This is a genomic window from Spirosoma profusum (assembly GCF_014699005.1).
GTDB lineage: Bacteria > Bacteroidota > Bacteroidia > Cytophagales > Spirosomataceae > Spirosoma > Spirosoma profusum.
In genome coordinates this window covers 64,760-80,001 of the sequence record NZ_JACWZY010000023.1, presented here as the reverse complement: position 1 = coordinate 80,001, position 15,242 = coordinate 64,760, and the positions used below count along the sequence as shown (strand labels likewise).

Sequence of the window (15,242 nt, the reverse complement as noted above, 5' to 3'; positions counted from 1 at the left end):
TTTTTGGATTGGCTGAATTTTATTAGTCGCCTTTACATTGAAAAACTGATTTTTCCTGAAAACAACATATTCCTTTAACTCATGAACGCTTTCAATTTTTTACCGAGTTCGGTTGTGGATGCGCTGGGCTGGACGTTGCTGCATGCTGTCTGGCAGGGGTTTGCGCTGGTACTGCCTGTGGCTGTTTTACTTCATCTGCTACGTAATCAATCAAGTAATCTGCGGTATCAGATCAGCGTATTTACCCTGCTGGCGCAACTGCTGGCTTCGACTGCTACGTTCTTCTGGTATTATAAACCGGACATAGCAACAACACCGCTTCTGTCGGGGCAATTATCGCAGCAACTTTTAGTGATGCGCCTGCAAGTGGCTTCGCAGAACGTATCGTGGACGTATCAATTTCAGCAGTTTCTTCAGGCTCATCTGAGCGAATTTGTATTGATCTACCTGGTTGGTGTGGCGCTGTTTGGGCTGCGACTCGCTGGTGGCTGGGTTTATCTGCAACGACTGACTAAAACGGCTACGGCTCCTACTTCTGTTGCCTGTAAGCAATTGGTGAGTCAGCTACGTTCTTCGTTAGCAATTCGGTCGGTAGTGCGGGTGCTGGAATCCGCCCATATTGCCGTACCGATGGTGGTTGGCATGTTGAAACCTGTCGTGCTGATGCCTATCGGGCTGGCCACTCAGCTGACACCCCGCGAAGTAGAAGCTGTTTTGGCGCATGAATTGGCACATATCAAACGGCACGATTACGCCGTCAATCTCCTGCAATCGGTAGTTGAAGTGCTTTATTTCTTTCACCCGGCGTTGTGGTGGCTTTCAGCGCGTGTTCGCGAAGAACGTGAACACTGCTGCGACGATCTGGCTGTAGCCGTTTGCGGGGGCGATGGACACGTGCTGGCGCAGGCACTGGCTCATGTGGAAGAGCTACGCCTGATGCAACTGGAACAAACGCCTATCCTTGGTATGGCTCTGGCATCGAACCGGCAACATTTGCTGTATCGGGTCCGGCGGATGCTGGGCGTCGCAAATCGCCCGTTTGTGTCGAATAGTAGTCTGGCTGGACTTACGCTCGCTACGTTGCTGCTCATGAGCGTATCGGTGTATGCGGTGCAGAAACAGGACAAACCAGTACGTAAAACCACTCAGCCAAAACCTACTCGCAAACACAAAATCGACCGCAATTCAGAGTACGGTATGGCCAACGGCGATAAGGTTAGCTACATTATCTGGAAGGGACAAAAGCTGTCGTCGGCCCGCGTTGCTACGTTGCAGCGAGAGATGGACGATGTGATGGGCGGAAAATTATCGCTCGATAACGTACCGAAATCCGACCGCGATATCCTGTTGACGATCATCGAAAAAAACGCGGCATTCGATGGCGGCATGGCGGCCCTGGCGGAGGGGATATCGCACATCGACTACGACAACATTGTTGCATCTGCCACTAACAACGTATCGGTTCAAACGGACGTAGCGCTTGAGAAACTGACGGAGCTTAAAGAGTTGGCAAACGTGAATTACAATGCTATTGTGAACGATGCTTTGAGTTCATTGGCCACCCTGCAACCGTCCAACGATTCGCTCAATCGATTGCGCGCTGTTCAGCAACGCCGGGTGGATAGTCTCAGCCAAATTATGGCAGAACGGTCGAAGCAGATGGAAACGCTACATTCCCAAATGGAAAGATTACGCTTCCCAATTGAAGCTTCGGAACGGAGTCAGCAGGTTCTTGAGTGGAAAAAACAAAAGCTGGAACAACAGCGTCAGGCTCTTATTGAGAAGCACCAACAGTTGCTGTATAATGAGGGAAAGCAAAAACTGAGTCAGGTAGAAATTGAAAAACAATTATCTGCCATTGAACCTGATATTAAAACACAGGAAACGGGTATTGAAGAGTTGAATAAACAACTCGATGCGGCTCGGCAGAAAATAGAAGAAGCTCGTTTGCCCATAGAAAAACTCGAACGGGAGTCCATGCAGCTACAGGAACAGTTGGGCCGATTATCTGACCAGCTGGATCGCCAGCATCGCTATAGGGATCAGGAATGGCAACGGGCGATAGAACTGAATTCGGATTTAAACATGAATTTGAACTCTGATTTAAATATGGATTTGAATGTAGATACGCACCTGAACCGAACTCGGTGGAAACGTATTGAGCGTGATAAATCCGTTCCACGTTCTGCTCGTACGCCCCGGCCAGTAATAGCGCCCCGGGTAAGAGTTTTTCCAGGTTCACCCACGCCTGCTTTAGCGCCAGTACCACCAGCCGCAGCAGATGCACCTGATGCTGCTCCCATTCCAAACGTACGAATTGTAACTCCTCCTGCAAAAGTTGCTAGACCTCGCTATAAACCGAAGCCAGCAGCGGCACCCAAGCCTGAGTAAAGACCTATATAAATATTGTGGTAATTACTTTTTGTCATCCTGACGCAGGAAGGATCTTAAAGTTTCCTCATCAAACTACTTGGAAACCTTAAGATCCTTCCTGCGTCAGGATGACAAAAAGTAGTTACCCATATCCGCGTTACTCAATCTCAATTACTACGTTCGGGCCGACGGGGTGGGCTACGCAGGTCAGTACGTATCCCGCTTTGAGTTCTGATTCGGAAAGACCATCTTCTTCATCAAGCTTCACTTTGCCTGATGTGCAACGGCCCATGCAGGCCGTACACATCCCCGCCTGACAGGAATAAGGGAGGTCAATATCCAAATCCAAGGCAGCTTCCAGAATGGTCTGATGGGGTGCTACGGCGAATTTATACTCGCTACCTTCATACAGCACCGTAACTTCGGGTGTACCCGAATCAGCCGCCGTCATAGGTTCTTCAACCACATCGCCAGCCGGTACGGGTGCGTGGGCAAAACTTTCTTTATGAACCCGTTCGGTTAAAACACCCACCAGCGACAGAGCTGACCGAGCTTCGGCCATCATCCCATCTGGGCCACAGAGATAAAAACTGGCGTTCTGGCGTTCGGAGACTGGAAGTTGTTCTAGTATTTTAATCAGCGAATGTTGATTCAAACGACCTTCGGTACCTGACCAGCCAAACGAAGGCTGGCTCAATACGTGCGTCACCTGAAACCTTGAACGACCATACGCTTGTTCCATCGCGTCCAGATGGGCTTTGTAGATAATGGAGTTTTGATTCCGGTTCCCGTAAATAAGCCACACGCGACTGTTCGGCTCTACGTGCAGAGCCGATTTCGCCATCGAAAATAAAGGCGTGATACCACTACCAGCTCCAATAAGTACCAGTAATCGCCGGTTTTGCGGGTCAAGTTTGGGAACGAACGTACCCATCGGTTCCAGAGTCTCCAGAATATCGCCGGGGCGGATACGGTCGCAGAGGTAATTCGACGCAATACCCCCTGGAACCCTTTTCACCGAAACCGATAGTGATACATCGACGTGTGGAGACGATGCCATTGAGTAAGACCGGCGAATTTTCTGACCGTTCACATTAAGTAAAAACGTCAAAAACTGACCGGGCTGGTAACGTACTTCTTCGTTTATGGGATGCCAGAAACTGATGGTGACGGCGTCGGCTGTTTCCCGAACGACCTCTTTCACCTTCAAAAAATATCGATTTGCCATTATTATTCAGGTTGTAAACAGAGTAAGTTGTAAGGTTGTATGGTTATAAAGTTTTACGATCCAACTGCATCAGCAGTCCGGTGAACCTACAATCCTTCAACTTTACAGCTCTATAACTCTATAACACAACTTTTCAACTACCAATCACAAAGTTACGTCTGAACCGTTGGAACTTACCCATTTTTATGAAATTCGACCAAGCGGGTTGCGGGAGCTTTCAGGATTTGTCCCATGATTAACCCCGTTTTTGTGACGGCCTGTTCCAGCAACGTAGCAAAATAATAGGCAATGGACCCCACGAAATGAACCGTCCACTGGCTGGCTTCCGGAAACCGCCGAACATACGTAGTGAGGAATAAAACAAACGTATCAGTAACCAGATCGTTGATGTACGGATGCGCCAGATGCTCCGATAAAAAAGGCGTAAACGACGCGAAATAACGGTTTGGGTATGGTTTTTGGTAGGCGTTTTCAAGTAGCGTCGGGCGGTCGAGCGCGTATCGGGACTGGAAAGCGCTACGTAATTCGTCAGGGAGTCGTTCCTGAAAAAAGTCACGTACCAGCGTTTTCCCCAGATAACCACCGCTTCCTTCATCACCCAGCCAGAATCCCAGCGACTGAATTCCGCGAATAATCTGCTTGCCGTCGTAGCAGCAGGCATTTGAGCCGGTACCCAGAATACAGACGATACCCGGTACGTGTCCGGCCGCACCACGAGCCGCCCCCAGCATATCGCTATTGACCGAAACAGTCGTTACGTTGGGTAACACGGCATGTAACGCGTTGGCTACAATGTAGTTGACCGTTTCGCCTGTACAGCCCGTTCCGTAGAAAAAAACGTCAGTAACGGTACCTTTTTTGAGCTGTGGCACTAATTGTGCTTGTAACGTAGCAACCATTTCATCGGTTGTCTGATAATATGGATTGAATCCATCCGTTTGAATAGCAGCAGCCTGACCTTGCGGGCCGACCAGCCGCCAGTCTGTTTTGGTTGAACCGCTATCAGCGATGAGTAGCATAGGGCAGAGGGGTATGGGTTGGATGACGTAGCAATCTAGACTTTGAGCGTTAAATGAGTTTGCCTACGACTGGGAAACGCCCGAAAACGCTGTCGTTGTGAGGAGCATCGGGGAGTTCGTCGGTTAAGTCCTGACCCGCCCAGTGTTCGTAATGATGGCCGTTTCGCCAGAGCCTGGAACTGGATACGTCGTAGATTATTCCGTGGTAGGCGCACCAGATTTCGTCGCGGTCCTGCCCATTGCGAAGGGCGAGTTGTGAACGGGTGAATTCAGCGGAATGGGCAGGCAACATGTTAGCCGTAAAGTCAATTGAACGAATTATTAATAGCTGCGTTTTGCACAGAACAACAAAATTAGCGTAACTTTAGCCACTACAGTTTTACGAATAGATTGATTATGAAAAAGATTCATTTTGTAGCTTTTATCGCGCTGGCAATGTTGGTGAGTGTGTTTACAGGTTGTAAGAGCAAAACTCCTGCGCCCGTTTCGGAACGTATTGCTAAGGTGTGGACGGCCAGTAAAGTGGATGAAAACAGTTCAACGGTATTTACGCGCGGAGCCACCACCAACGTCCGTAACTACGCCAGCTATAAACTCGATTTAAGTGCAGCACCCACCGTTAAATACACCGAGTTTGACGGAAATACATTTACAGGACAGTATACGGTACCATCTGATACGCGGCTTGTGCTTAGTAATCTAAACCCACAGCCTACCGGTACCAACGGCACCATCGAATTCAATATTGAGTTGGTTGATGATAACAATCTGAAACTCACACGTACGACCGCCAGCCAAAAAACCGGCAATACCACAAACGTGTATACACTGACGAATCCGTAAATCTTCGCAAACCAATTTGCCCGAAAAGCCGTTCCGTAAATCAACCGGAACGGCTTTTTTAATGCATAATGGTTAATGAAAAATGCATAGTGGCACTTTTGCCAACTGCTGAATCATTATCAATTATTCATTAACCATTTTCATTTACTATGACAGACCTTAATACGCTGGGCGAAATTGGCCTGATTGACCGCATACGTAACGCAACGCCAGCACCGACTCATTCTGAAACAGTACGTGGTATTGGCGATGATGCTGCTGTGTTTGACTGGGGCGAGGATTATGGCTTGCTGGCTACGGATATGCTGGTAGAAGGTATTCATTTCGACTTAACCTACGTACCACTCAAACACTTAGGTTATAAGGCCGTTACGTTCGGCGTATCGGATATTGCCGCTATGAACGGATTGCCTCTGCAACTAACCGTAAGTATTGGCCTGAGCAGCCGTTTTCCTGTTGAAGCGATTGATGAATTATACGACGGAATCCGGGCCGCCTGCGAAGCGTACAACGTCGATCTGGTCGGGGGCGATACTACGTCCTCGCGCTCGGGACTGATTATATCCGTATCGGTGCTGGGTAAAGTGCCAAAGTCGCAGATAACGTATCGGAACACCGCTCAGCCTGATGACGTAGTGTGCGTAACCGGCGATTTAGGAGCTGCGTATTTAGGGCTCCAACTGCTGGAGCGCGAAAAACAGGTGTTTATGGCCGATCCTAATATGCAGCCCGGCTTATCGGAAGAACGTGCGTATCTGATTCAGCGTCAGCTACGTCCTGATGCCCGCACCGACATTGTTCACGAACTTCGCGATTTGGATATTCGTCCCACAGCGATGATTGATGTTTCGGACGGGCTGGCGTCGGAACTACTTCATTTGTGTCGCCAGTCAGGAAAGGGAGCTGTGATTTTCGACGAAAACATTCCGATTGATGACCAGGCTTATCTGGCCGCTGATGAGTTTAAAATCAGCCCGGTAACAGCCGCATTGAATGGGGGAGAAGATTACGAACTGCTGTTTACGGTACGTCCGCAAGTTTTCGAGAAACTGGCCAATAATGCACGCATCACGGCCATCGGTTATCTAACCAACAATCCGGAACAGATTGTACTAGCCACCAAAGCGGGGCAGCAAACGCCAATTCGCGCACAAGGCTGGACGTAGTAACGACGAATGCCATTATTCCAATTAATGGCATTCGTAATACGTTTCGAATACTATTTTCTCAGCGTACCCGAATGAATTTGGAATAACAGCGCTGTTCGCACTGGGGCTGCAACACCAATGTGTCTTTCCGAAAAGCTAACCCTTGACGAAATGGTACGTTGGCCCGGTTGGTATAAATGAAGAAATCGATTGACAGACTGTCTGGAAACGTTTTGTCGATACGATAATATTTTATGGGATTGTAATACGTCATTTCTGGTCCACTAGCGCTCAATTGCCCACTCGCGTCGAACGTAAGGGTCTGTGGCTGACTCGTCGGGTAACGGCGCGTTGTATAATAGGACGTATCACGCCGGACGTAGAGCGTATCACGCCGGGTGTAGGTTGTAACCCCGTTTGTAACAACTGTATCCCATTTGACTGTCGTACCGCTACCGCCAATCACTTTCACCGTTGTATCCGCCGGAGAGCGGGTTATTGTGTTGATGGTCTGGAACGAATACGTAGAATCTTTGGAAAAACGGCGTTCGATTAGTTGCCAGGTGCCTGTGATACGTGGGTCACTTTCGCCGGGCGAAAATACCGGTGCCGTCTCTTTACACGAAGCAAGCAATGTGACGATAAACAGCGTCAGGCTCAGGTAAAAAACTTTCTTCACAAGTCAATTAACAGTTCGTAAGGCTAACGAACAAATAAAGTATCTCATTGCCTTTTTTTGATACGTTGGCGCTTCCCGAATCCAAAAGACGCAGGAAGCGCTACGTTACCTAAACAAACTCCGTGCCCCGTTCTTTGGCGTCGGCCACAAAGTTTTTTACTTTTTGCTCTTCTTCTTTCCGGCAGATCATCAGTACGTTGTCATATTCCGCCACGATGAAGCCGTCTAATCCATTCACAACTACCAGCCTATCTTTCGGCGTTTTGATGATGCAGTTGCGAGTGTCATAGAGTATGATATGTCCGTCGATTACGTTGAAATCTTCGTTTTTGTCGGATACTTCATACAGCGATTTCCACGTACCCAGGTCCGACCAGCCAAAATCGCTAAGCACAACGTACACATTTTTAGCCTTTTCCATCACGCCATTATCAATGGAAATGCTTCTGGTAAGTGAATACGCTTTGTCGATGAAGGCTTCTTCCTGATCCGTATAGTACGTATCGTTACCTTCGGCAAAAATTTCGGCTACCTCAGGCAGATGTGTTTCGAACGCACGAATAATGGCCTGCGCATTCCAGACAAAAATGCCGGCATTCCAGACGAATTCGCCACTATCGAGAAATTGCTGAGCCAGTTCAAGGTGCGGTTTTTCGGTGAACGTTTTCACTTTTTTGACCTGCTCTCCCGATTCAGAATCCCCATCTGGAATATACTGTATATAGCCATAACCCGTATCCGGTCGGCTGGGCTGAATGCCTAACGTAACGAGAATGTCGTTGTTCTGGGTTGCCTTTAATGCCGTCTGAATGGTCCGCTGAAATTCTTCCTCCTTCAGAATAATATGGTCGGCTGGAGCAACGACGATGTTGGCCTGTGGGTCGCGTTGGGCGATTTTGTAGCAGGCATAGGCGATGCAGGGCGCCGTGTTACGTGCAATTGGCTCACACAATATCTGATCGTCGCTCAACTGCGGAAGCTGCTGCTGACAAAGGTCTTTGTAAAGCGAACTGGTGACGATGAAAATTTGCTCGTGAGGGCATATTCCTTTAAAGCGGTCGGCCGTTTGCTGAAGAAGTGTTCGGCCTGTGCCGAGAACATCGTGAAATTGTTTGGGGTAACTGGTTCGGCTGAACGGCCAGAATCGTGTTCCGACACCTCCCGCCATGATAACCACGTATGTATTGTTCATTTAAACTTCGATAATTTCCACAAAGGTAACGGATTTGCGAAGCATGAGTTTTGAATTACGATTTAATGGATTCGAGTTAACCGAAGGTTAGAAGTAGTTTGGGGTGGTAAACCAGCACAAACATTCTCCAGAAAATTGTCCCGATCAATACTCTCCCCCCACAGCACGTAGCAGCGCCACCGAAAACTGCGCTTCCTGACTACGTAGCTGAACCAATTGCTGCTCGGCGGTAAGTATGGTACGTTGGGCATCAAGTACTTCCAGATACGTAGCAAGTCCCCGGACGTAGAGTTCCCGGTTATACTGTTCGGTACGTCGGGCGAGGGTCAGCGTTTGGCCTTGTAAATCAATTTGTTGACGTAGCAACGTGAGGTTATCCAGTGCCGTTTCGGCTTCACGCTGAGCGAGTTGCATTGCCTGCTGATACGTCTGCTGACTGGTTTGGGCCAATTGTTTCGACAGGGCAATGTTCTGGCGGGCGCGATGACCTTCGTATAAAGGTACCGACGCATTTATGCCGAGCAGATACGTAGCACTAGCGGGTGTAAACCAGTTGCCGATACGTCCCGACAAAATACCTCCCGAGCCAACCAGATTGATACGTGGCTGAGTACTAGCTTGTTGAAGTGTGATCTGCGCCGTTGCAATCTGATTCTGGCGACTAAACTGGAGTAAATCGGGGCGTTGTTGTAGTTGTTCCGCAGGAACACTGGTATATGAGTAGACGGGCATTTGAGTCGGTAAAGCGCCATTTGGAATCGAAAATTGAACAAAATCCTGTGCGCAAAGCTGGGCCAGACTGTTGACCAGTTCGGTACGTGCCCGTTCGAGCCCTTTGAGCGTGACCTGTAAGCCTGCATAATCAGTTTCAGCCCGTTGTACGTCGATCTGGTTGATCAACCCAACCCGGAACCGTTCGCGTAGAATCGACAACGTAGTATCGCGCGACTGAATGTTCCGACGGAAAACGGCCTGCTCGCTGTCGTTACCCCGAATCAGCAGATACGTCCGGGCGATGTCGGCTGCGAGCGTAAGCCGGAACGCCTGATAATCAGCCTGAGTGGCCTGAGCCTGCAAATCGGCTACGACAATATTACTCCGAATCCGTTTGAACAGATCGACTTCGTAACTCGCATCAATAGGTAGAAATTGAAACGTATTAAGTTGAAAACGAGGTAATTCGTCGGGCGCATTCGGAATGGTCAGCGGCCGATGTTCGGATAGGCTCTGGGTCGTAATCAGCGCAGAACTACGTAATGATGGCGACAAAAACGACTGTGCTACTCTAACTCGAATCCGGGCTTCTTCCAACCGACTTAAAGCCGCTTTTATATTCGGACTATTTTCCAGCCCCAACTGAATGAGCGATTCGAGCAAGGGATCGCCAAACCGACGAAAGCCGCTCAAACTTAAGGTCGGGACTAAATTACCAGTCGTAACCGTCGACCCTGGAGACTGTGGCTGAACCGTGGCTTGTGCAGGGTTGGCATTTTGAGGCTGAATACTCCCCGGCGATACGGGTGAACTGGCTCCCGGCTGAACGGTAACTGATCCGGCAGACGGATTAATTGGTGTAGTTTGAGCCTGTGCTACGTATCCAAACCAGCTAAGTCCCAAACTATAAACTAAATATTTCATCATTGACGTGCTACTGTTTTTTCGGCCACGGGTTTCCGCAGCCTTACTTTCTGACCATCGCGTAGGCGATCATTGGGGTTTGTTACTACGTATTCCTGACCCGTCAGTCCGCTCGACGCTTCTAACGTAGTACCATAATCGCGGCCTAACGTAATAGCCACAAATCGAACCCGTTGGTCGTTATCGACAACCACAACACGAGGCCCCTGGGGCGTGATTTGCAATGCATTAGCCGGAATCAGAACAGGCGATTTACTCGCAATCATATCGAATTTCACCTGACTATACAGCCCCGACGGTAGCGCCTGTTTCGGATTCGGAATTACTACTTCGGTTAGAAGTGTTCGCGTTTCGTTACGTAGCGCACCAGAGGTACGTACCACTTTCCCTCTGAATGTCTGGTTTTTTAATTCTGGCACGATGACCGTAGCAGGCAATCCCACTTTAACGTAGCGAAAATACGTCTGCGGTACGTCGACAAATACACGTAGCGTACCTAATTCCGAAATCGTAAACAAAGGCTGACCCGCGCCGGGCGACACCAGCGTACCGTTTTCGACGGTTCGGCTGGTAATTACGCCACTGAACGGTGCCCGAATCTGCTGCAAATCTTTTAGGGCTACCAATCGATTCAGATTGGCCTTTGCCACCGCCACGCCCGATTCGCGGGTATCGACATCCTGTTTGGCAATAGCCCCCGGCAACTGCACACTTTTGAGCCGGTCGAGGTTGGTTTGAGCGAGTTGCTGATCCGCTTTGGCGCGGGCAATATCCTGATCCAGTTCAGGCGCATCGATAGTTGCTAGAAGTTGCCCCTGCTTCACCTGTGCGCCAATATCAACGTACCAACGGCGTAAGAATCCCTGTGTTCTGGCGTACAAAGGCGTCTGTCGATACGGCTGAATTTGTCCTGGCAACACCAAACCGGTAGTGTCGGAAGCGTTTTTCAGCGGAACGGCGTTGACAATCGGCTCCCGATTCTTTTCCAATTCAGCCGACTTTTGTAATTCCTGCTTGTTGCGAAGTCGCGGCATAACGCCGAAAAAGACAAATAAGCCAATCAGCACCAGCAGCGGAATAACAATACGTAATAGTTTCATAAAGGTCTAATTCAAGGCTTCAATCCGAACGATTGCATCTTTATTGAGCGGCCCGTACAAATGGGGAAACAACTCATTGTTGGTAGACGGTTCGTATTTCAGCGGATGCGTTAGTTTAGTCGTGTCTACATGCAGTAACAACAAATTCGGTACGTCCTGATAATATCGACTCAATGTTTGCGCAACCTGCTCCTTCTGCGACAGATGAATAAATCCCTCCGTCTGCAAACTGGCCGCTTCATAATTAGGCTGATCTTCAAAAGCCAACCAGTTAGCACTTAGAACAATATGGTAAATAAGAGACATGCGTCAATAATGAATAATTTAAAATGAGTAATGAAGGCCGACGCGTTTTTGTCATGCTGACGCAGGAAGCATCTTAAGGATTCCTTATTCTCAGGTTTGGACACTTTAAGATGCTTCGTTCCTCAGCATGACAAAAACGAGTATGCACATTACTCAACATTGATTGATTTTTTATCATCCATTTTCCATTATGCATTACTCTTCCGTACCAAATAACTAAACACAACAGGCACAAACAACAACGTAGTGAACGTCGCCATGAGCAACCCGCCAATGACTGCCCGACCCAGCGGAGCATTCTGTTCACCTCCTTCGCCCAATCCCAGCGACATAGGCAACATCCCGATAATCATGGCAATGGCCGTCATCAAAATTGGTCGAAGGCGAGTGCGTCCGGCTTCGAGGGCGGCTTCGTAAGCGTTCCCTTTTACGGCGGGCAAATGGTCTTTGGCGAAACTAACCAGCAGAATACTATTAGCCGTGGCTACGCCCACACTCATGATCGCGCCCATAAGCGAAGGAATGCTGAACGTAGTACCCGTCAGGAAAAGCATCCAGACCATCCCGCACAACGCACCAGGTAACGCCGTTATGATAATGAACGGATACCGAAACGACTGGAAATTGACTACCATCAGCAGATACACGAACAAAGCCGCGAACACAATCCCTAAACCGAGCCGGTTAAACGCGCTTTCCATACTTTCAACCTGCCCCCGAACCGAAACAGTGTTGCCGGGCTTCAGCTGCGTTTTATATTCCGCAGCGAGTTTATTCAGGGCTTCCGCCACCGACCCCAAATCTGTTTTCTCGACGGACGCATAAATATCATAGGTTGGCTGCGTATTGACCCGGTTGATAATAACCGGTGCCGTTGTTCGCCGGACGGTTGTGATGTTGCTTAATAACTGTGGTGTGGCTTGCTGACCGGGGCTAACTGGCGTTCTAAGCAGTTTGTCGTATGTATCTAGCTGATACGGTGGTGTTTGTACGGCAATGATGTACGGAAAACCGGTATTCGGATCGGGCCAGAAGTTGGGGCGCGTTTGACCGGTACCACTCAGCGAAATATTCAGGTTGGTAGCTACACGTTGTTCCGTTAGTCCGAACTGACTAGCCCGTTCGCGGTCAACATCCAGAAAGATTTCGGGCGCATCCAGCACCTGATGAAGACGTACATCGACCAGGCCGGGAATCTGCGTCATTTTGTCCTGCATTTCATGTACCAGCTTCAGGTTATTGACCCGGTCGAAACCAGAAACCTGTATATCGATGGTCGAGGTCAGGCCGAAGTTCAGAATCTGACTGACAATGTCGGCGGGCAGAAAGAAATACGTAACGTCGGGCATTTCTTCGCGAAGTCGTTCACGTAGCGCGCGTACATACGTATCAGTTGCGCCCTCGCGTTCCTCACTGAGCGAGATGAGCAATTCGGCATCGGCCGAACTGGCCGTCGCGTTATCGGAGAAAAAGAAATTATAGCGTTCTGATGTCAGCCCAATGTTGCTAATGACTGAGCCAATTTCTTCTTCGGGAATCACTTCGCGCACAATTTCAGCCGTTTTCGCCGAAATCTGTTCAGTAGCTTCGAGTCGGGTGCCTGCCGGAGCGCGTAGGTGTAAACGTATCTGCCCTGCATCGACCTGTGGGAAAAAATCACGACCTACAAATGGTAGCAGCACGAACGTAAAGGCCACTACGGCCACAAAAATGACCAGTACCGTCCGACGATGATTGAGTACCCATTCCAGCGAACGCATATAGCGGGCCTGAAAACGCTCGAAACGGGCATTAAAGCGTTCATGCAAACCGGCAGGGCGTGTGTGGGGGGGGGCCTGTTTAGCAAAGCGTGGCGCTATAGGAAACGAATGGTTTTCTGTTTCTATTGGTGTTACCGGCTGAGCTTTGCCGTCCGATTTGTGGGCGTGTTCGTTACGTAGCATCAGATCGGCCAGCGCGGGTACCAGCGTTCGCGACAGTACGTAGGACGCCAGCATGGCAAAAACAACTGCTTCAGCCAACGGCCCGAATAAGAACCGAGCGGGACCTTCCAGAAAAAGCACGGAGGTAAATACGATGCAAATTGTCAACGTAGAGACGAGGGTTGGCGTCGCAATTTGCTGGGCACCTTCGAGAATCGCCTGACGTAAGGGCATCCCCAATTCTTCGTTCCGATGGATATTCTCGATAGTTACTGTCGCATCATCGACCAGAATCCCGATTGCCAGCGCGAGACCGCCCAGCGTTTCGATGTTCAGCGTTTCGCCCAGCAAATACAGGATAATCAGCGACGTAAGAATGGACAGCGGAATCGAAATGGCTACGATGAGCGTACTCCGCCAACTGCCCAGAAACAGGAGAATCAGCGCAGCCGTCAATAAGGCTGCAATCAGTCCTTCTACCAAAACACCTTTGATAGACGCTCGCACAAATAACGATTGATCGAACAGCGCTTCTATGCGCAAATTGGCCGGTGCAGCCGCCCGTATGGTCGGCAGAATTTGATTTTTGATCTTATCGACAATTTCAGTGGTCGATGCGTTTCCGGTTTTCACAATACGCATCAGCGCGCCTTTGCTGCCGTCCTGTTTTACGATATTGGTCTGTACGGCGGCTCCATCGTGTACGTTCGCTACGTCGCGCATGTGAACCGTTACGCCATTCACAACTTTAATCGGAATGTCGTTCAACGTAGTGATTACGTCGGGCTTGGAGTTGAGCCGGACGTTGTATTCACGGTCTTCGATACGTAGCGAACCACCGGGAAGTGTCAGATTCTGAGCCGCTACGGCGTTCAGCACTTCTTCGGGCGTTACGTTGTAGGCAATCAATTGTTCTGGCTCCAGATCGACAGCAATTTGTCGACTTTTACCGCCGAATGCCTGCGATAATCGGCTACCCTGCACCGTCGAAATCTGTGGGCGAACCCGTGTCGTTGCGTAGTCCGTAATCTGCGGATCGGTCAGGCTATCCGATGATAGGCCCAACTGAAGCACTGGTACGTCGGTGGCGTTGTATCGGACAATCAGAGGAGGCTGTGTACCGGGTGGCATTCTGACCAGAATTGTTTGTGAAATAGCCGTTACCTGCGCAATGGCTTCTTCAATTTTAACAGTCGGTTGAAAGAAGATTTTCAGGACAGCCGTGCCATTATAAGTCTGTGATTCAACCCGTTGAATGTCGCTTACGTTGTTGATGATCGACGTTTCGGAGAAGTTCGTGATCATCTTCTCCATCTCGTTGGTCGACAGCCCGCTATACCCCCAAATAACCGACACCACCGGGATGTTGATACGTGGAAAAATATCGGTCGGCATTTGCGTAACGGCCAGCCCACCCATAATCATGATGAGAAGGGCCATTACGGCAATCGTATATTTTTTTTCAAGCGCTAAGCGGACAATCCACATGGTAGAGAGCGGAGAAAAATAGAGATAACGGAAACTGCGGAGGTACTACTACTCAGGAAGCCGTGATTGTCTAAGTATAATTGCACAAAAACAAGCGACGAGATACCAACTTTTCTCATTACCTACTTACGGTCAGGCAATTTAGTCCAATTTTTTCGAAAATCTGGTGTGAATAATTGGCTTATTCCAAGAATTTCTTGCTTGTTAAGTTTTAGCCAGTCTTGAGTAATCGAATTGACAGCTTCTGTTACGTACCCATTCCCGGAATTCTGTCGTAAATTTGTCCTTACAACAAAATTAGATTTT

At 49.1% G+C, this 15,242-nt stretch carries 12 protein-coding genes; 3 read left to right on the top strand and 9 right to left on the bottom strand.

Features of this window, described 5'->3' with window-relative positions; genetic code table 11:
• Window positions 1-81: 81 nt before the first annotated feature.
• Window positions 82-2,391 (top strand): M56 family metallopeptidase, encoded by a 2,310-nt coding sequence (locus IC229_RS23505; RefSeq protein WP_190889475.1) that lies wholly within the window; start codon window positions 82-84, stop codon window positions 2,389-2,391.
• A gap of 139 nt (window positions 2,392-2,530) precedes the next feature.
• On the opposite strand, the gene IC229_RS23500 is transcribed toward IC229_RS23505, so the two are convergent.
• From IC229_RS23500 to IC229_RS23490, 3 genes are all read right to left on the bottom strand, one after another.
• On the bottom strand, window positions 2,531-3,601 hold the full coding sequence (locus tag IC229_RS23500; protein ID WP_190889474.1) for a ferredoxin--NADP reductase: 1,071 nt from the start codon (window positions 3,599-3,601) through the stop codon (window positions 2,531-2,533).
• A 173-nt stretch (window positions 3,602-3,774) separates the two neighbouring features.
• Window positions 3,775-4,620: an N-acetylglucosamine kinase gene (locus IC229_RS23495; RefSeq protein WP_190889473.1), complete on the bottom strand. Its 846-nt coding sequence runs from the start codon at window positions 4,618-4,620 to the stop codon at window positions 3,775-3,777.
• Window positions 4,621-4,669: 49 nt separating this feature from the next.
• Window positions 4,670-4,912 carry a cytochrome b5 domain-containing protein gene (locus tag IC229_RS23490; RefSeq protein WP_190889472.1) on the bottom strand — a complete coding sequence of 81 codons (243 nt, stop codon included), beginning with the start codon at window positions 4,910-4,912 and terminating at the stop codon, window positions 4,670-4,672.
• Between the two features lie 104 nt (window positions 4,913-5,016).
• On the opposite strand from IC229_RS23490, the gene IC229_RS23485 reads away from it, so the two are divergent.
• Window positions 5,017-5,463, top strand: a complete 447-nt coding sequence (locus IC229_RS23485; RefSeq protein ID WP_190889471.1) for a hypothetical protein — start codon at window positions 5,017-5,019, stop codon at window positions 5,461-5,463.
• Window positions 5,464-5,612: 149 nt separating this feature from the next.
• Window positions 5,613-6,629 (top strand): thiamine-phosphate kinase, encoded by a 1,017-nt coding sequence (gene thiL, locus IC229_RS23480; protein ID WP_190889470.1) that lies wholly within the window; start codon window positions 5,613-5,615, stop codon window positions 6,627-6,629.
• Window positions 6,630-6,690: 61 nt separating this feature from the next.
• Here the strand turns inward: thiL and IC229_RS23475 are convergent, their stop codons facing one another.
• From IC229_RS23475 to IC229_RS23450, 6 genes are all read right to left on the bottom strand, one after another.
• A complete protein-coding gene (locus IC229_RS23475) occupies window positions 6,691-7,290 on the bottom strand; it encodes a hypothetical protein (RefSeq protein ID WP_190889469.1) in 600 nt (199 codons plus the stop codon).
• Window positions 7,291-7,399: 109 nt separating this feature from the next.
• Entirely contained in the window at window positions 7,400-8,482 is a 1,083-nt protein-coding gene (locus tag IC229_RS23470; protein ID WP_190889468.1) for a mannose-1-phosphate guanylyltransferase, read from the bottom strand.
• 144 nt (window positions 8,483-8,626) lie between these two features.
• On the bottom strand, window positions 8,627-10,123 hold the full coding sequence (locus IC229_RS23465) for an efflux transporter outer membrane subunit (RefSeq protein WP_190889467.1): 1,497 nt from the start codon (window positions 10,121-10,123) through the stop codon (window positions 8,627-8,629).
• Window positions 10,120-11,220 (bottom strand): efflux RND transporter periplasmic adaptor subunit, encoded by a 1,101-nt coding sequence (locus IC229_RS23460; RefSeq protein ID WP_190889466.1) that lies wholly within the window; start codon window positions 11,218-11,220, stop codon window positions 10,120-10,122. The genes IC229_RS23465 and IC229_RS23460 overlap by 4 nt, the downstream gene beginning before the upstream one ends.
• A 6-nt stretch (window positions 11,221-11,226) precedes the next feature.
• On the bottom strand, window positions 11,227-11,526 hold the full coding sequence (locus IC229_RS23455) for a DUF952 domain-containing protein (protein ID WP_190889465.1): 300 nt from the start codon (window positions 11,524-11,526) through the stop codon (window positions 11,227-11,229).
• A gap of 188 nt (window positions 11,527-11,714) precedes the next feature.
• Window positions 11,715-14,936, bottom strand: a complete 3,222-nt coding sequence (locus IC229_RS23450) for an efflux RND transporter permease subunit (protein WP_190889464.1) — start codon at window positions 14,934-14,936, stop codon at window positions 11,715-11,717.
• Window positions 14,937-15,242: the final 306 nt, after the last annotated feature.